This window comes from Streptomyces sp. SID8352 (genome assembly GCF_009862265.1).
In the GTDB taxonomy this organism is placed as follows: domain Bacteria; phylum Actinomycetota; class Actinomycetes; order Streptomycetales; family Streptomycetaceae; genus Streptomyces.
The window spans coordinates 37719-54311 of sequence record NZ_WWGX01000047.1 but is presented as its reverse complement, the minus strand read 5'-3'; the positions used below and the strand labels follow the sequence as shown (position 1 = coordinate 54311).

Below are 16593 nucleotides of genomic sequence, written 5' to 3'. Positions count from 1 at the left end.
TGAGAACGACTACGTGACCGAATCGGCCATCGCATGTGCGTCAATCCGGGGTATGGTGGTAAAGCGCCTGCCGAGTATGTGACGTACGGGTACGTGACGTCTTCGTCGGGCCGCACGCATGAGGATGCCCGGTCGGTGGCCCGATCGGCTCCGACCCGACAGCCCTCCATCCGTACGGACTGCGTACGGGCTCCGGAGGGGGACCCTCAGCGGTACGAGCGCTAGAGCGTCGGCAGAGGTCCCGTGTCCCAGGGCTCGCCACACCAGGCGGCCGACGTCCCCGGCCCGGTCCGGCACGACCCCCGCGCTCGCCTCGCACCGCGCACACAGAAGAGGCAGCACCCTGACTACGACGTTCCGTTCCCTCGGAATCCTCCCCGAGACCGCCGAGGCCCTTGAGGCCGTCGGCATCGTGAACCCCTTCCCCATCCAGGAGATGACGCTCCCCGTGGCCCTGTCGGGCACGGACGTCATCGGCCAGGCCAAGACCGGCACCGGCAAGACGCTCGGCTTCGGGCTCCCGCTCCTCGAGCGGGTCACCGTCCCCGCCGACGTCGAGGCCGGCCGCGCCGCTCCCGAGGCCGTCACCGACACCCCGCAGGCCCTCGTCGTCGTCCCGACGCGCGAGCTGTGCCAGCAGGTCACCAACGACCTCCTGACCGCGGGCAAGGTGCGCAACGTGCGCGTCACCGCGATCTACGGCGGCCGGGCCTACGAGCCCCAGGTGGAGACGCTGAGGAAGGGCGTCGACGTGGTCGTCGGCACCCCGGGCCGGCTGATCGACCTGGCGGGCCAGAAGAAGCTCAACCTGAAGCACGTCAAGTGCCTGGTCCTCGACGAGGCGGACGAGATGCTCGACCTGGGCTTCCTGCCCGACGTCGAGAAGATCATCAACCTGCTGCCGGCCCGCCGCCAGACCATGCTGTTCTCGGCGACCATGCCGGGCGCGGTCATCGGCCTCGCCCGCCGCTACATGTCGCAGCCCACGCACATCCGCGCCACCGCGCCGGACGACGAGGGCGCCACGGTCGCGAACATCAAGCAGTTCGTCTACCGCGCGCACAACATGGACAAGCCCGAGATGGTCTCGCGCATACTGCAGGCCGAGGGCCGCGGGCTGGCCATGGTCTTCTGCCGCACCAAGCGGACCGCCGCCGACATCGCCGAGCAGCTCCAGCGGCGCGGCTTCGCCTCCGGCGCCGTCCACGGCGACCTCGGCCAGGGCGCGCGCGAGCAGGCGCTGCGCGCCTTCCGCAACGGCAAGGTCGACGTGCTCGTCTGCACCGACGTCGCCGCCCGCGGCATCGACGTCGAGGGTGTGACCCACGTCATCAACTACCAGTCGCCGGAAGAGGAGAAGACGTACTTGCACCGCATCGGCCGCACCGGCCGCGCGGGCGCCAAGGGTACGGCGATCACCCTCGTCGACTGGGACGACATCCCCCGCTGGCAGCTCATCAACAAGGCGCTCCAGCTCGACTTCAACGACCCGCCGGAGACGTACTCCACCTCCCCGCACCTCTACGCCGACCTGGACATCCCGGCGGGCACCAAGGGCGTCCTGCCGCGCTCGGAGCGCACCCGCGCCGGGCTGGACGCCGAGGAGCTGGAGGACCTGGGCGAGCCGGGCGGCCGGACCGGCCGTGGCCGCGGCGGCCGCGGCGGCCGGGAGGAGTCCCGCCCCGCCGAGCGTGAGCGCCCCGCGCGGACGCCGCGCCGCCGCCGCCGGATGCGCGGCGGGGCCCCGGTGGACGCGGAGGCGGCCGGGCAGACCGCGCCCGAGACCGTGACCGGCGGTGCCGACGTCGCCGGAACCGAGGGCGCCGCCCAGGCCGCCCGCACCCCGCGCCGCCGCCGCCGTACCCGTGCCGGCGACGCCCCGCAGCAGCAGGTGGCCGCCGGGACGGCGCCGGAGGCCGAGGCCGCCGTCGCGACCGCGGAGGGCACCGCTCCCGAGGCCGCCGAGGCCCCGGCCGCGCCTCGCCGCCGCCGGACCCGGGGGGCCGTGGAGGCGGCCGAGCCGGTGACCGCCGTGGCGGAGACCGCCCCGGTGGCCGCCGAGGCCGTCCTGGAGCCCGCTCCGGTGGCGCCCCTCGCTCCTGTGGCGGAGGAGCCCGCCGAGAAGCCGCGCCGCCGGACCCGGAAGACGGCGACGGCCGCCGAGGCCGCCGTCGACACCGTCGAGGCCCCGGAGGCGGCGGCCGAGGAGGCCAAGCCGCGCCGGACGCGGAAGACCGCGGCCACCAAGGCGGCCGAAGCCGCCGAGACGGCCGTGGACACCGCCGAAGGCACCGAGGCCAAGCCCCGCCGCCGCACCCGCAAGGCCACGGCCGGCGCCGAGACGGCCACCGAGGCCCCGGCCGACATCCCCGCCCAGGCCGCCCAGGAGCCGGAGACCGCCCCCCGGCGCCGGACCCGGAAGACCGCCGCGGCCGCCGAGGCCCCCGCCGACGCTGCCGAGGAGAAGCCGAAGGCGCGCCGCACCCGGAAGACGGCCGCGGCCGTCGCGCAGCCCGCGGAGCCGGTCGAGAGCTGATCCGCGCCGCCCGCGCACCCACACCGTCGGCCCGGTCCCGCCACCCAGCGGGGCCGGGCCGTCGGCCTTCCCGTCCGGCGCACCGGCCCGCGCCCGCCCCGCCCGGCACCCGAACCGCCCCGCCCGGCACCGTCCTCCCCCGGTGATCACCGCTCGGCCCGGCTACGCTCGCCGCGTGAGCAGGAACGCCGTCTTCGCCCCGCCCCCCGATGCCCGCGCCCACCGCCTGCGCACCGCGCGCGGCGCCTTCGCCGTCGTCGACTCGCCCCCGGCGGCCGGTGCCGGACCCCGGGGGACGGTGCTGATGCTGCCCGGCTTCACGGGGAGCAAGGAGGACTTCACCCTGCTGCACGGACCGCTCGGAGCCCGCGGCTACCGCACGGTCGCGGTGGACGGGCGGGGGCAGTACGAGACCGGCGGGCCCGAGCACGACGAGTCGGCCTACGCCCAGGAGGAGCTGGCCCGGGACGTGCTCGCGCTGGCCGACGCGCTCGGCCCGCCCGCGCATCTGCTGGGGCACTCGCTCGGCGGCCAGATCGCCCGGGCGGCCGTGCTGCTCGACCCCGCTCCCTTCGTCTCGCTCACGCTGATGTCCTCCGGCCCGGCGCAGATCTCCGTCTCGCAGCGGCAGCGCGTGAAGCTGCTCCGGGACGCGCTCGGCATCATGACGATGGCCGCCGTCTGGGACGTCATCCAGGCTCTGGAGCCGCCGGAGGAGATCGGCGACCCCGCCCCCGGCACCGCCGGTGAGCCCGGGCGGCTGCGCGAACGCTGGATCGGCACGGCACCGGCGCAACTGATCGCCACGGGGCGGCAGTTGTGCACGGAGCCGGACCGGGTGGCCGAGCTGGCCGCCACGGGGCTGCCCTGCCACGTGGTGTCCGGGGAGGAGGACGACACCTGGCCCGTGCCGTCGCTGGACGACATGGCCGTGCGCCTGGGCGCGCGCCGGACCGTCGTCGCCGGGGCGGGGCACTCCCCCAACACCGACCGGCCGGAGCCGACCGCCGACGCCCTGGCCGGCTTCTGGGACGACATCGGCGCGGGACGCCCGCCCCGGACGCCGTAGACCGGGTCCTCGGGGCCGGTCGGCGCGGGCGGCCTCCACGGCCGAACGCCGTCGCGGGCCCGCGCGGGCGGCCTCCGTCGCGGGCCGGGTGACCGGCCGCGATGGGCCGTCCCGGCCCTCCGGCCGCCGCGGCCGGAGCCCGCGCACCGGACGGCGCGCCGCGACCCGGCACGCCCCCGCACGGCCCCGCGCGCTGCCGGGCAGGCCCTCTCAGTACTGCGCCTGGAGATGCTCCCAGAAGCCGTCCCGCAGGGCGCGGCGCAGGTCCGCGTGGCCGCGCAGCGAGTACTGGAGCAGGCCCTCCGCCTCCACCAGGAGGTCCTGGTCGACGGGGCCGGGCAGATAGGGGTGGCCGGGGAGCAGCTCCACCAGGGCCTCGCGCCCCCGGGCCGACAGCCAGGTGGCGGCGATCCGGGCACCGACGAAGCGCACGTCCTCGCGGGTGGGCCGGTCCGTGCCGGTGGCGTCGTGGGGCTGGGTGGTGCGGCGGGAGACGTAGGGCTTGAAGAAGTCCAGGTCGAAGGTGCGCTGGCTGTCGACCTCCCAGAGCAGGGGCTCGGCCTGGTTGCGGCCCTCGGGCGCCTCGACGCCCCAGAGGTGCACGCGGGCGCCGTAGCCCTGGGCCGCCTCGACCGCCGGGACGAGGTCCTCGTCGCCGCCGAGCAGGGCCGCGTCGCTGATAGCGCGGTGCCGGGCGAGGGACTCCAGGTCGGTGCGGATCAGCGAGTCGACGCCCTTCTGCTGGTTGTTGGCATTGAGGTTGCCGAGCCGCACCTTGACGTCGGGGAGTTCCGCGATGGACTGCTGCTCGGTGGTGTGGATGCGGCGCCGGGCACCGTCGTACCAGTAGAGGCGGAGCAGCCGGCTGTCGGCGAAGACGGAGCGGGCCCGGTCGATGAGCGCCTCGATCAGCCCCTCGGTGTCCAGGTCGAAGGACCTGCGGTCCTCGGTGCCCGCCGCGAGCCGCCCGGCGGCCGCGTAGAGGTACCCGGCGTCGACGAAGATCGCGTGCGTGGAGGGAGTCCTCGCCACCTCGGCGAGGACGCGCCGCAGCAGCTCGTTGGTCTGGTCGATCCGGGCGCTGAGGGGGGCGAGGTCGTCGTTCATCGCCTCCATTGTCCCGGCGGTCACTGTACGAACACAACCGGTCCCGGTCAGTCTTGTGTGGAACACCTGCCGAAACAGCATGATCACCGAAGGTGATTTACCGGTCGGTAATTAGATGGTTGAAAAATTTCCTTAGCGTAGGGAATGTTTGCATCATGCAGCTCGTTGATCCCTGTGGCGACCCGGGCACCGACGACCCGGGAGCCCCGCCAAGTAGTTCTCCTCAGGAGGATGACCAGATCAAGGGAGAGGCCATGCACTTCGAAGTGATGCGACTCGACGACGTCGACGGCAGCCCCGTGGACACCACCGTCGTGGACGCCGCCTCCGTCAACCGGATCGTCCAGCAGGCCGCCGCCATAGGGCAGCGCCTGTGGATCCGCCCCGCCGACGGCTCGGCCTTGTAGCGCGCAACCTCTGCACGATGTCCGGGGCCCCAGGCGCGGTCGACGCCGCGCGGGGGCCCCGTTGCCGTGCCGGGCCGGGGTCAGCCGCCCCGGACGACCTGGGTGACGCCGTTGATGATCTGCTGCACGGCGATGGCGGAGAGCATCATCCCGGCCAGCCGGGTCACCAGCACCACGCCGCCGTCCTTGATGACCCGGATGATCAGCAGCGAGTACCGCATGACCAGCCAGAGCACGACGTGGATGGCGAGGATCGCGGTCCACACCGACACCTGCGTCGCCACGCTGTCGGCCTTCTGCACCGCCAGGATGACCGACACGATGGCGCCGGGCCCGGCCAGCAGCGGCATGCCCAGCGGCACGAGGGCGACGTTGACGTCCTTGGTCTGCTTCGGCTCGTCGGTCTTGCCGGTGAGCAGGTCCAGGGCGATCAGCAGGAGCAGCAGTCCGCCCGCGATCATCAGCGCGGGCACTGACACGTGCAAGTAGGCGAGGATCTGGTGCCCGAGCAGTCCGAAGACGGTGATGACCCCGCCCGCCACGCAGACCGCCTGGAACGCCATCCGCCGCTGGACCTTGGCGGGCCGTCCGGCGGTGAGCGCGAGGAAGATCGGGGTGATCCCGGGGGGATCCATGATGACGAACAGGGTGAGGAAGAGGGAGCCGAAGACGGCGACGTCGAACATGGTTGTGCTACTGGCCTTGCGGAGGAGGGAAGGGGGCGGGCGCGGGCGGGTGCTCAGGCCCCGCCGGCTCCGGGCACGGGGAACGCGCCGAACGCCCGCCGGGTGATCTCGCCGTACACCTCGGGGTCGGTGGTGTACTCGCCGGGCACACAGGTCTTCCGGCTGCCGTGGTAGTCGCTGGACCCGGTCACCAGGAGCCCCAGCTCCCCGGCGAGGCCCCGGAGCCGGGAGCGGGTCGGGGCGTCGTGGTCCATGTGGTCGACCTCGATGCCGTCCAGACCGGCGGCGGCCAGCCCGGCTATCGCGGACTCCGGCACCGTGCGGCCCCGCTTGGCGGCGCCCGGGTGGGCGAAGACGGCGACGCCGCCCGCGCCCTTGATCAGCCGGATGGCCTCGAAGGGGTCGGTCTCGTGCTTCTCCACATGGGCCCGGCCCCCGTCGGCCAGCCAGTCGGCGGTGAAGGCGTCGTTCACCGTGGCCACGACGCCCAGCTCGACCAGCGCGGACGCCACGTGCGGGCGGCCGACCGAGCCGTCCCCGGCGATCCGGGCCACCTGCTCCCAGGTGACCGGCACACCCAGCTCGTTGAGCCTGGCGACCATGGCTCGGGCACGGGGCACCCGGTCGTCCCGGACCAGCTCGCGCTCGGCGAGCAGGGCGGGCTCCTCGGGGTCGAAGAGGTAGGCGAGCATGTGCATGCTGACGCCGTCGAGGCGGCAGGACAGCTCGGCGCCGGTGACCAGGGTCAGCCCCTCGGGCAGCGCGGCGATCGCCTCGGCGTGGCCCCGGGTGGTGTCGTGGTCGGTGAGCGCGACGACGTCCAAGCCCGCCGCGGCGGCGTTGCGCACCAGCTCGGCGGGGGTGTCCGTGCCGTCGGACGCGGTGGAGTGGGTGTGCAGATCGATGCGCACGACGCTGACTCCAGGCGGTGACGGGGGCGGACGGGGACGCTTCAGGATAACCGGAGATCCCGGCCCCCCGGTCACCCCCGAAGCCGAGGTGCGCCCCCTACCGGCCACCGCGGTCCCCCCGGCGGCGCGGGCCGCGGGCCGCGGGCCGCGCCACCGTTTCCTCCGGCCGGTCCCTCCGGACCGGCGGCGGTCCCGGCCGGGTCGGCCGTCCCGCACCGCCTCCCGGCCGGGCCACCGCGCCGGAGGCCGGACCGCGACCGGACCCGGCGGTGCCACGAGCGGGCGCCCCGACCGGGCGCCCCGGGCAGGACCACACCCGGAACCCTGGCGCGAACCCCACCGGACCCGGCAGGGGCCACGGCCCGGTGGCGGTGGCGGGGCTACGGCTGGAGCAGCCGGGGCGACAGCGCCCCGCACGGCACCAGTTCCACCTCGGCCCCGGCGTCCCGCAGATCGGTCAGCACCAGTTCGTCGTACATCAGCGGCCCCGACCGCTCGGGCCAGACGACGGCCCAGAGCCATATCCCGAGGGCCTCCCCGGCGAAGACGGCGCGGTCCGGCGGGGCGCCGGTGACGTTCCAGAGGGGGGTGGGGCGGCCGGCCGCCAGCACCTTGGTCTCCGGGGGCCTGCCGACGTCCAGGTACGGGCCCGGGTCGGGGGCGTCGAGCCCGGCGTAGCGGGCGCCGAGACCGACGCCGAGTTCCTCGGCCACCAGGATCAGCTCGCCCGGGCCGCCGAGCGGACCCGGTCCCGAGCAGGCCACGGCGGTGGCCCGGCCGCCGCTGCGGTCGTCGCCCGCGCAGGCCACACCGGTGAACAGCCAGCCGACCGGCAGCGGCCACGGCATCCACACGGGCACCCGGGTGCGGTGCACCACGACGCCGAGCGCCTCGACGCCGGGCGGTATCACGGGCTGCACCGGATGGACGGTCCCGTGGACGGCGCACTGCCAGGAATCACGGAAGAGTCCGGGAGCCCTGACCCGGCCACCGCACTTCGGGCAACTGGGTTCGCCCCTCATAGGGCCCCACGGTCCTACCCCGGCCCGCGCGCGTCAAGGACGATCACCCATCCGGCACGGGGGCGGCCCCGGGGCCCGCGCGCGGTGCCGGGAAGCCGCCCGTGAGATGCGTCACTCCAGCGTGACCCCCGCCCGCAGCGGGTCGCGCAGATCCGTTCCGTGGGTCAGCCAGCGCTCCTGGAGGGCCTGCCCGCCGTGCACGCGCTTCCAGGCCGCCTCGTTGGGCGTCATCGGCAGCAGCGGCAGGAACCGGACCGGGTCCAGCGGGGCCTCCAGCGCCAGGTCCTCGACCAGGCCGCCCGGCTCGGCCACCAGCACCGAGGTGAAGGGGGCGCCCGGCCACAGCGGCTCCCCCACGTCCAGCGACGCACCGGGAGCCACGACCACCCCCTCCACCTGGGGGGACGCGGCGAGCACGGCGAGCGGGCGGAGCACCCGGTCGGTGTCGGCCGCCCCGGCCCGGACGGAGAGGACCAGCTCGGCGCGGGGGCCCGCGACCGGGTCGGCCACCATCGCCGTGGGGTCCGCCATGGGCTGCGCGGACATGCCGAGCGTGGCGTAGCGGACGAGGGCGCCCTCCGGCGCGGCGGCCGGGAAGCGCAGGACCTCGACGCGGTCGGCGCCGAGGAAGGTGACCGCCGCGCGCGCGTCCGGTTCGCCCAGCGCGGTGCGCAACCGGGTCTCGACCAGAGGAAGAACGTCAACCATGCGGCGAGCATAGGTCTCGTCAGGATGTGGCAAAGCGTCACCTTGACACGCCGGGTGACTGGTACTGTGACCCAGCGGTTCGGGGCAGCACGCAGAAGCGTCGCGATCGAGCTCCCGACCCTGTGAACACTCCCCTACGGGGAACCCCCTCAAACACGGGGGGATGGATCGTCCCCCACGGGGGACCGGCCGGAGGAGGTGGGCGGCATGGACCGAAGTCGACCGTGCAGTACCACTCGCTCTTCCCGCCGCTGACGCGACAGCCCCGGATTCGCCCGCCCCGGTTCCTCCCGTCGCCGCCCCGCGTTCGCGCGCCCTTCCACGGAAGAGCATTCCGTCTCGTATTGCCTGATCCGTCTGCCCGCAACAGCAGCTGAATCAGCAGTGAAGCCGGCCACCGCGACGGTGCGGTGCCCCCCGCTTTGTGGACGCGCCGCACACGCGTGGACAGGACGTCCTCATTCCGGGTGGTTCCACCCGCCGCCGGCACGCTCGCTGCCTGTCGCGAAGGAGCCCGTCATGTCGATGATCCGTGACCTGCGCGCCGCGGTCCGCCCGTCCCGCGTCACCCCGCACCGGGGCGGCGGCGCCTGCGACCCCGACCGCGATCCGGGGACCGCCTCCGCCGTCGTCGACTGCGCCGTCTACCGCGACGGCCGCCGGGTGCCCGCCGAGGAGCCGCTGAGCCCGCACCGCGCGCTGCGCCAGGTGCGCCGCGACGGCGGCTTCGTGTGGATCGGGCTGCACGAGCCGACCGAGGACGAGTTCGCCGGCATCGCCCGGGAGTTCGGGCTGCACCCGCTGGCCGTGGAGGACGCCGTCCAGGCCCACCAGCGGCCCAAGCTGGAGCGCTACGACGACTCCCTGTTCACCGTCTTCAAGACCGTCCACTACCTCGACCACGACCAGGTGAGCCCCAACAGCGAGGTCGTCGAGACCGGCGAGGTCATGTGCTTCACCGGACGGGACTTCCTCATCACCGTCCGGCACGGCGGCCAGGGCTCGCTGCGGACGCTGCGGCACCGGCTGGAGGAGGACCCGCAACTGCTCGTCAAGGGCCCGTCCGCGGTGCTGCACGCCATCGCCGACCATGTCGTGGACGGCTACATCGCGGTCGCCGACGCCGTGCAGCTCGACATCGACGAGGTCGAGACGGAGGTGTTCTCGCCGGGCCGCAAGGGCACCCCGCGCGGCACCGACGCCGGGCGCATCTACCAGCTCAAGCGCGAGGTGCTGGAGTTCAAGCGGGCGGTGGCGCCGCTGCTGCGGCCCATGCAGCTCCTCAGCGAGCGGCCCATGCGGCTGGTCGACCCGGAGATCCAGAAGTACTTCCGGGACGTCGCCGACCACGTGGCCCGGGTCCAGGAGCAGGTCACCGGCTTCGACGAACTGCTCAACTCCATCCTCCAGGCCAACCTCGCCCAGGCGTCGGTCGCGCAGAACGAGGACATGCGCAAGATCACCTCCTGGGCCGCCATCATCGCCGTGCCCACGATGGTGTGCGGGGTGTACGGGATGAACTTCGAGTACATGCCGGAGCTGCGCTGGCGCTACAGCTACCCGGTGGCACTCACCGTCATCGTGGGCATCTGCCTGGGCATCCACCGCACGCTCAAGCGCAACGGCTGGCTGTGACCGGCCCCTCGATAGGCTGACGGCATGACAACCGAGCTGCTCGACCCGGCCCTCGTCGAGGAGGCCACCAAGAAGTCCGGCCTCATCTGGGTCAGGGGGCCCGGGACGGCCGCCCGGCCGCTGTGGCACGTCTGGCACGACGGCGCCGCCTGCGTCGTCGGCGACGGCCCCGGCGAGCAGCCGCTGCCGGGCCTGGCCGACGGGGACGGTGCCGAGGTCACGGTGCGCAGCAAGGACAAGGGCGGCCGGCTGGTCTCCTGGACGGCCCGGGTGGTGGAGCGGGCCCCCGGCAGCGAGGAGTGGGAGGCGGCCGTGGCGGAGCTGAAGGGCAAACGGCTCAACGCCCCCGACGGAGAGGCGATGACCGCCCGCTGGGCCCGTGAGTGCCGGGTGCTGCGCCTGGAGCCGACCGGTGCCACCACCGCCCTGCCGACGGACGCGCTGGCCGTCCCCCCGCTGCCGACCCCGGCCACCACCCGCGAGCCCGTTCCGGCCGGACTGCCCCGCCTGCTGCGGCGGCGCGGGCGCGGTTAGGCCGCCGGGGCGCGGGCGCCGCTAGCCCGCCGGGGCGCGGGAGCGCCGTGGGACCGGGCGGGGCGCGGGCGGGGCGCGGGCGCGGCACGGGATGAGGCGCCGTACGGGCGGGCCGTGGGGAGCCGGGGCCCGGTGACCGTGCGCGCCGGGGCGTGAACCGGAGAGGACCTGGGCGCCGTGCGCCGTGCGGGTGCTCGCCACGGCCCGTGGAGCGCCGGGGCCGCGGGCGCCCCGCCCGGACGTCGTGTCAGGTCGTGGGGAGCTGCTTGCCGTAGTCCAAGGTGTCCGCCTCGGCGGGTTCCTCCAGGGGGAACGGCTTGTTCCAGTCGGAGAGGCCGAGGGTGCCCGCCCGGCCCGCGCGGACCAGACGCAGCGGGTAGGAGGTGCCCTCCAGGGAGACGTCCAGCGAGCCGCCGTCGCCCCGGTCGCCGGTGATGCGGACGGTCCGGACGCCGCCCTGCTCGTGGCGGCCGTCCTTGTCCACCGTGCCGTGCAGGGTCAGCAGCCCGTCGAGCAGTTGGTCCTTGTCCGTGAAGCCGCTGAACCGCTGGTAGGCCGGGTCGCCCTGGGGCACCTTCACGTACTTGTCGGCCAGCTTCCCGGCCGCCGACTCGTCGCCCCCGTCATGGGTCCAGAAGCCGGCGTCGGCCTTGAGGTAGAGCTGGTCGCCGATCCGCAGCAGCCGGAAGGTCGCCCCCTTCGCGGCCACCGACCCGGTGCCGCCGTCGGACCTCAGCCGCATGTCGAGGGTGTAGGTGGCGCCGCCGGCCTCCACCGTCCCGTGCAGCCGCACCGTCCCCGCGGCGCGGGCCGCGGCGCGGGCCTTGGTGTGGATCTCGGCGGCCGGGAGCTTCCCCACGCCGTTGGTCCCCGCGTCCGGGTCCTCACCGCCCCCGCAGCCCGTCAGCCCCGCCCCGGCCAGTGCGGCGCACAGCGTGCCCAGCACGGCGGCCCTGCGGATTCGGCGCCGGGATGTCGCAGTCACGGAGGGCCTTTCTGAGCGGACGGGCGGCCGTCGGGAGGGCGGCGGACGGCGGGGCGCCGCCGGGCGCGGACCGGCCGGGACCGCCGGGACCGGGCCCGGGGCCCGCGCGGCGTACGGCAGCGTACCGGGCGGGCGGGCACCGGGCGGAGCCGGTCCGTCCGGACCAGGCCACCCGGGCGGTCCGGTTCGCGACGGGCTAGCCTGAAGCCCGTCGGAGCGGGCAACCCTGGAGGGACGCGGTACGACGCGGTACGCGACAGCCCCCACCGACCACGAACGCACGAAAAGGAGCCGCGGCCATGGCAGCGGGCGCCCCCCGGATCTTCGTCTCCCACCTCTCCGGCATCGCCGTCTTCGACCCGGCCGGCGACCAGGTGGGCCGGGTGCGCGATCTGGTCGTCATGTTCCGGGTCGGCCGCAAGCCCCCGCGCGTGCTCGGCCTGGTCGTCGAACTCTCCAACCGCCGCCGGATCTTCCTTCCCATGACCCGGGTCACCGGGGTCGAGTCCGGCCAGGTCATCACCACCGGCGTGGTCAACGTCCGCCGGTTCGAGCAACGGCCCACCGAGCGCCTCGTCTTCGGCGAGCTCCTGGACCGCCGGGTCACCCTGATCGACACCGGCGAGGAGGTCACCGTCCTGGACCTGTCGGTGCGCCAGCTCCCCGCCCGCCGGGAGTGGGAGATCGACAAGGTCTTCGTCCGCCGGGGCAGGAAGGGCGGCGCCTTCCGCCGGGCCCGGGGCGAGACGCTGACCGTCGAGTGGTCCGGGGTGACCGGCTTCTCCCTGGAGGAGCACGGACAGGGCGCCGAGAACCTGCTCGCCACCTTCGAGCAGCTCCGCCCCGCCGACCTCGCCAACGTCCTGCACCATCTGTCCGCCAAGCGCCGCGCCGAGGTCGCCGCCGCCCTCGACGACGACCGGCTGGCCGATGTGCTGGAGGAGCTGCCCGAGGACGACCAGATCGAGATCCTCGGCAAGCTCGCCGAGCAGCGCGCCGCCGACGTCCTGGAGGCGATGGACCCGGACGACGCCGCCGACCTGCTCGGTGAGCTGCCCGAGGTGGACAAGGAGCGGCTGCTGAGCCTGATGAAGCCCGCCGACGCGGCCGACATGCGGCGGCTGATGGCGTACGAGGAGCACACCGCCGGCGGTCTGATGACGACCGAGCCCATCGTGCTGCGGCCCGACGCGACCGTCGCCGACGCCCTGGCCCGCATCCGCAACCCCGACCTCTCCCCGGCGCACGCCGCGCAGGTCTACGTCTGCCGCCCGCCCGACGAGACGCCGACCGGCAAGTACCTGGGGACGGTGCACTTCCAGCGGCTGCTGCGCGATCCGCCCTACACCCAGGTCGGCTCGATCATCGACGACGACCTCCAGCCCCTGGAGCCGGACGCCGCGCTGCCGGTGGTCGCCGGCTTCTTCGCCACGTACGACATGGTGGCGGCGCCGGTGGTGGACGAGTCCGGGGCGCTGCTGGGCGCGGTCACCGTGGACGACGTCCTGGACCACATGCTGCCCGAGGACTGGCGGGAGACCGAGTACCACCTGGACGAGGAGGTGGGCGCCGATGGGGCCTGAGCGCGAGACGACGGGCCGCGAGCGGGTGCCCGCCGGGGCCACGGCGGCCTCCCGGCCGCGCGGTGCCCGGCTGGACCAGCCGCGTCCGCCCCGCCGGCGCTTCCTGCCCGAGTGGGACCCGGAGTCCTTCGGCCGCCTCTCGGAGCGCGTGGCCCGCTTCCTGGGCACCGGGCGGTTCATCGTCTGGATGACGGTCGTCATCATCCTGTGGGTGCTGTGGAACGTGGCGGCCCCGGGCGGGCTGCGGTTCGACGAGTACCCGTTCATCTTCCTGACGCTGGCCCTGTCCCTCCAGGCCTCCTACGCGGCGCCGCTGATCCTGCTGGCGCAGAACCGGCAGGACGACCGGGACCGGGTCAACCTGGAGCAGGACCGCAAGCAGAACGAACGGTCGATCGCGGACACCGAGTACCTCACGCGGGAGATCGCCGCCCTGCGCATCGGTCTAGGCGAGGTGGCGACCCGGGACTGGATCCGCTCGGAGCTCCAGGATCTGTTCAGGGAGCTGGAGGAGCGGTCGGACGGCCACCGCGGCCAGGACGGCGCGGCACCCGCCGAGCGGTCCGCCGGAAGGGATCCGCACGAGCGGTGACGGGGCTTCCCACCCTCCGCGGCGGGAGCCGTACCATCGTAGCCATGGCTACGGAAGACGCGGTGCGCGAGGCACTGGCGACGGTGAACGACCCCGAGATCAACCGGCCCATCACCGAGCTGGGAATGGTCAAATCGGTGGACATCGGCGCGGACGGAGCGGTCGCGGTCGCCGTGTACCTGACGGTCTCCGGCTGTCCGATGCGGGAGACGATCACCCAGGGCGTGCGGGACGCCGTCGCCCGGGTGGACGGCGTCACGCGCGTCGACGTCGAGCTGGACGTGATGAGCGACGAGCAGCGTCGGGAGCTGGCCACCGCGTTGCGCGGCGGCCAGGCCGAGCGCGAGGTGCCGTTCGCCAAGCCCGGCAACCTCACCCGGGTGTACGCGGTGGCGTCCGGCAAGGGCGGCGTCGGCAAGTCGTCGGTGACGGTGAACCTGGCGGCGGCGATGGCGGCCGACGGGCTGAAGGTCGGTGTCGTGGACGCCGACATCTACGGCCACTCGGTGCCGCGCATGCTCGGCGCCGACGGGCGGCCGACCCAGGTCGAGAACATGATCATGCCGCCCTCGGCGCACGGCGTGAAGGTCATCTCCATCGGCATGTTCACCCCGGGCAACGCGCCGGTGGTCTGGCGCGGCCCGATGCTGCACCGCGCGCTCCAGCAGTTCCTCGCGGACGTGTACTGGGGCGACCTGGACGTGCTGCTGCTGGACCTTCCGCCCGGCACCGGCGACATCGCGATCTCCGTGGCGCAGCTCGTGCCGAACGCGGAGATCCTGGTGGTGACCACGCCGCAGCAGGCGGCGGCCGAGGTGGCCGAGCGGGCCGGCGCCATCGCGGTGCAGACCCATCAGAAGATCGTCGGCGTGGTCGAGAACATGTCGGGCCTGCCCTGCCCGCACTGCGGCGAGATGGTCGACGTGTTCGGCACCGGCGGCGGCCAGATGGTCGCGGACGGCCTGACACGCACCACCGGCGCGACCGTGCCGGTGCTCGGCTCCATCCCGATCGACGTGCGGCTGCGCGAGGGCGGTGACGAGGGCACGCCGGTCGTGCTGTCCGACGCCGCCTCCCCGGCGGGCGCGGCGCTGCGCTCCATCGCGGGCAAGCTGGGCGGACGGCAGCGCGGGCTGTCGGGACTGTCCCTGGGGATCACCCCGAAGAACAAGTTCTGACCGACGGGTCCGTGCGCCCCGGGGCGGGTCCCGGGGCGGGCGGCGGTCAGGCGTAGGCGGCGATGTCCCCGACGACCGAGAAGGCGAGCCCGTAGGCGCTCATGCCCCGGCCGTACGCCCCCAGGTGGACGCCCTGTCCCGTGGAGCCGGCGAGGACCCAGCCGAAGGCGGACTCCCGGTAGTGGAAGGCGGTCGGCACCCCGTCGACGGGCAGGGACAGGGTGGACCAGTCCGCTCCGTCGAGGTCGTCGGCGAGGACCCAGGCCGTCTCGGTCTGCTGCTCCAGCCAGTCGTCGCGCAGGGAGTGGTCCATCTGGCCGGGCCAGGTGAACGACAGCAGCCCCACGCCCGCCAGCCAGGCCGCCGAGGAGACCGAGGTGGCCTCCAGCAGGCCCGTGCCGTCGGCGCTGCGCCGGGAGGGGCTGGCGGCCACGGTCACGACGACCGCGAACTTCTCCTTGGCGTCCTGCTCGTCCCCGGCCAGGTGCTCGTTGCGCACGGACGGCTCGTCGCCGTGGCCGATCGAACCGTGCTCGACCCCTCCGTCGGCGGCCGTGCCGACCTGCATCAGCCAGCGCCGGCCCGTGAACGCCTCGTCGAGGCCGTACCAGGGGAAGGGCGCCCGCAGATAGCCGTCGGCCGTCCGCCGGCCGGAGGGGACCGCTGGTCCGTCCTCCGCGGACGGCGTCTGTGCGACCGCCGCGCTCGTCGTCTCCATGTGCCCGGACGCCTCCTCGCTCTCGTCGACGGCCCGCCCCCCTTCGGGCGCACTCGTCCGCTCCGCACAACAACTCGGCAGCATAACCACAGGAGTGCGGGCGGCCGGGACCTCGTCCGGCGCGCGGGGCGCGTGGACGCCGTGTTCGGGTGGCGCGCGGGCCCGTGCGGAGTGTGAGGCGCGTCACGTGCGGCGGCGGTGCGGGGAGCGCGGGGGTGCGGACGACGCGGGGCGGGTGGGGCGGGCCGGGCGCCGTCCGTGCCGGACGGCGGCCGGGTCAGGTGGCGTCGCTGTCGAACGGGGGCCGGTCGTCGGAGGCCCGGGGCTCGGGCTTCTTGGTCATGTCGATCCGCCGGGGGGCGGGGGGGGGGGGCCGGGCGCCGTCCGTGCCGGACGGCGGCCGGGTCAGGTGGCGTCGCTGTCGAACGGGGGCCGGTCGTCGGAGGCCCGGGGCTCGGGCTTCTTGGTCATGTCGATCCGCCCGCCGGACGTCCCGGTGTCCGAGGAGGAGGAGCCCGGGGAGGAGCCCGCGGCGTCGGCGTCGCGGCCGTGCACCGCGTCCGTGACCTCGGCCATCTCCTTCTTCAGGTCGAAGCCGTTGCGGATCTCCTTGAGCCCCAGCTCGTCGTTGTCGAGCTGCTTGCGCAGGAACGTCTTGGGGTTGAGGTCCTCGAACTCGAAGTCCTTGAACTCGGGACCCAGCTCCTGCCGGATGTCCTGCTTGGCGCTGTCGGAGAACTCGCGCACCTTGCGGATCATGCGGGAGACGTCCTGGATGACCTTGGGGAGCTTGTCCGGACCGAAGACGAGCACGGCGAGGACAACGAGCGTCACCAGCTCTAGTGCGCCTATGTCATTGAACACCTGAAGCTCCTTGGGATGTCCGGGCCGCAACCACCGTACCCGCCGACCCCGCCCGTCC

16 protein-coding genes are annotated in these 16593 nt (G+C 74.3%); 8 read left to right on the top strand and 8 right to left on the bottom strand.

The window, feature by feature from the left end; genetic code table 11:
* Nucleotides 1–436: 436 nt before the first annotated feature.
* Nucleotides 437–2536, top strand: a complete 2100-nt coding sequence (locus GTY84_RS17590) for a DEAD/DEAH box helicase (protein WP_237532338.1) — start codon at nucleotides 437–439, stop codon at nucleotides 2534–2536.
* Between the two features lie 175 nt (nucleotides 2537–2711).
* Nucleotides 2712–3605, top strand: coding sequence for an alpha/beta hydrolase (locus GTY84_RS17585; protein WP_161227239.1), 894 nt, complete (start codon nucleotides 2712–2714; stop codon nucleotides 3603–3605).
* 210 nt (nucleotides 3606–3815) lie between these two features.
* On the opposite strand, the gene GTY84_RS17580 is transcribed toward GTY84_RS17585, so the two are convergent.
* The gene (locus GTY84_RS17580; RefSeq protein ID WP_161227238.1) at nucleotides 3816–4712 is read right to left on the bottom strand and encodes an NYN domain-containing protein; all 897 of its coding nucleotides are present in this window, start codon (nucleotides 4710–4712) and stop codon (nucleotides 3816–3818) included.
* A gap of 155 nt (nucleotides 4713–4867) precedes the next feature.
* Here GTY84_RS17580 and GTY84_RS33050 point away from each other — a divergent pair, with 155 nt between their 5' ends.
* On the top strand, nucleotides 4868–5119 hold the full coding sequence (locus GTY84_RS33050; RefSeq protein WP_202551314.1) for a hypothetical protein: 252 nt from the start codon (nucleotides 4868–4870) through the stop codon (nucleotides 5117–5119).
* A gap of 80 nt (nucleotides 5120–5199) precedes the next feature.
* On the opposite strand, the gene GTY84_RS17575 is transcribed toward GTY84_RS33050, so the two are convergent.
* The 4 genes from GTY84_RS17575 to GTY84_RS17560 all read right to left on the bottom strand — a co-directional run bounded on the left by GTY84_RS17575 (nucleotide 5200) and on the right by GTY84_RS17560 (nucleotide 8446).
* On the bottom strand, nucleotides 5200–5805 hold the full coding sequence (locus GTY84_RS17575) for a MarC family protein (RefSeq protein ID WP_161227237.1): 606 nt from the start codon (nucleotides 5803–5805) through the stop codon (nucleotides 5200–5202).
* A gap of 53 nt (nucleotides 5806–5858) precedes the next feature.
* A complete protein-coding gene (locus tag GTY84_RS17570; protein WP_161227236.1) occupies nucleotides 5859–6716 on the bottom strand; it encodes a PHP domain-containing protein in 858 nt (285 codons plus the stop codon).
* Nucleotides 6717–7096: 380 nt separating this feature from the next.
* Nucleotides 7097–7738, bottom strand: coding sequence for a DUF6758 family protein (locus tag GTY84_RS17565; RefSeq protein ID WP_161227235.1), 642 nt, complete (start codon nucleotides 7736–7738; stop codon nucleotides 7097–7099).
* A gap of 111 nt (nucleotides 7739–7849) precedes the next feature.
* Nucleotides 7850–8446: a suppressor of fused domain protein gene (locus GTY84_RS17560; protein ID WP_161227234.1), complete on the bottom strand. Its 597-nt coding sequence runs from the start codon at nucleotides 8444–8446 to the stop codon at nucleotides 7850–7852.
* Between the two features lie 519 nt (nucleotides 8447–8965).
* Between GTY84_RS17560 and GTY84_RS17555 the strand changes: the two genes are divergently transcribed.
* Nucleotides 8966–10081 carry a magnesium and cobalt transport protein CorA gene (locus GTY84_RS17555; protein ID WP_161227233.1) on the top strand — a complete coding sequence of 372 codons (1116 nt, stop codon included), beginning with the start codon at nucleotides 8966–8968 and terminating at the stop codon, nucleotides 10079–10081.
* Nucleotides 10082–10105: 24 nt separating this feature from the next.
* Entirely contained in the window at nucleotides 10106–10615 is a 510-nt protein-coding gene (locus tag GTY84_RS17550) for a hypothetical protein (RefSeq protein ID WP_161227232.1), read from the top strand.
* Nucleotides 10616–10862: 247 nt separating this feature from the next.
* Here GTY84_RS17550 and GTY84_RS17545 read toward each other — a convergent pair whose 3' ends face one another.
* Nucleotides 10863–11600, bottom strand: coding sequence for a hypothetical protein (locus GTY84_RS17545; protein ID WP_161227231.1), 738 nt, complete (start codon nucleotides 11598–11600; stop codon nucleotides 10863–10865).
* 299 nt (nucleotides 11601–11899) lie between these two features.
* On the opposite strand from GTY84_RS17545, the gene GTY84_RS17540 reads away from it, so the two are divergent.
* From GTY84_RS17540 to GTY84_RS17530, 3 genes are read left to right on the top strand one after another with little or no spacing between them, the layout of a single operon-like run.
* The gene (locus tag GTY84_RS17540; RefSeq protein WP_161227230.1) at nucleotides 11900–13183 is read left to right on the top strand and encodes a CBS domain-containing protein; all 1284 of its coding nucleotides are present in this window, start codon (nucleotides 11900–11902) and stop codon (nucleotides 13181–13183) included.
* Nucleotides 13173–13775, top strand: a complete 603-nt coding sequence (locus GTY84_RS17535; protein WP_161227229.1) for a DUF1003 domain-containing protein — start codon at nucleotides 13173–13175, stop codon at nucleotides 13773–13775. Before GTY84_RS17540 ends, GTY84_RS17535 begins: the two co-directional genes overlap by 11 nt.
* 44 nt (nucleotides 13776–13819) lie before the next feature.
* Nucleotides 13820–14953 carry an Mrp/NBP35 family ATP-binding protein gene (locus tag GTY84_RS17530; RefSeq protein WP_161227228.1) on the top strand — a complete coding sequence of 378 codons (1134 nt, stop codon included), beginning with the start codon at nucleotides 13820–13822 and terminating at the stop codon, nucleotides 14951–14953.
* Nucleotides 14954–14999: 46 nt separating this feature from the next.
* On the opposite strand, the gene GTY84_RS17525 is transcribed toward GTY84_RS17530, so the two are convergent.
* Together GTY84_RS17525 and GTY84_RS17520 are read right to left on the bottom strand one after the other, a co-directional pair.
* Nucleotides 15000–15671, bottom strand: a complete 672-nt coding sequence (locus GTY84_RS17525; RefSeq protein ID WP_161227227.1) for a hypothetical protein — start codon at nucleotides 15669–15671, stop codon at nucleotides 15000–15002.
* A 405-nt stretch (nucleotides 15672–16076) separates the two neighbouring features.
* Nucleotides 16077–16535 carry a sec-independent translocase gene (locus tag GTY84_RS17520; protein WP_161227226.1) on the bottom strand — a complete coding sequence of 153 codons (459 nt, stop codon included), beginning with the start codon at nucleotides 16533–16535 and terminating at the stop codon, nucleotides 16077–16079.
* Between the last annotated feature and the right edge of the window lie 58 nt (nucleotides 16536–16593).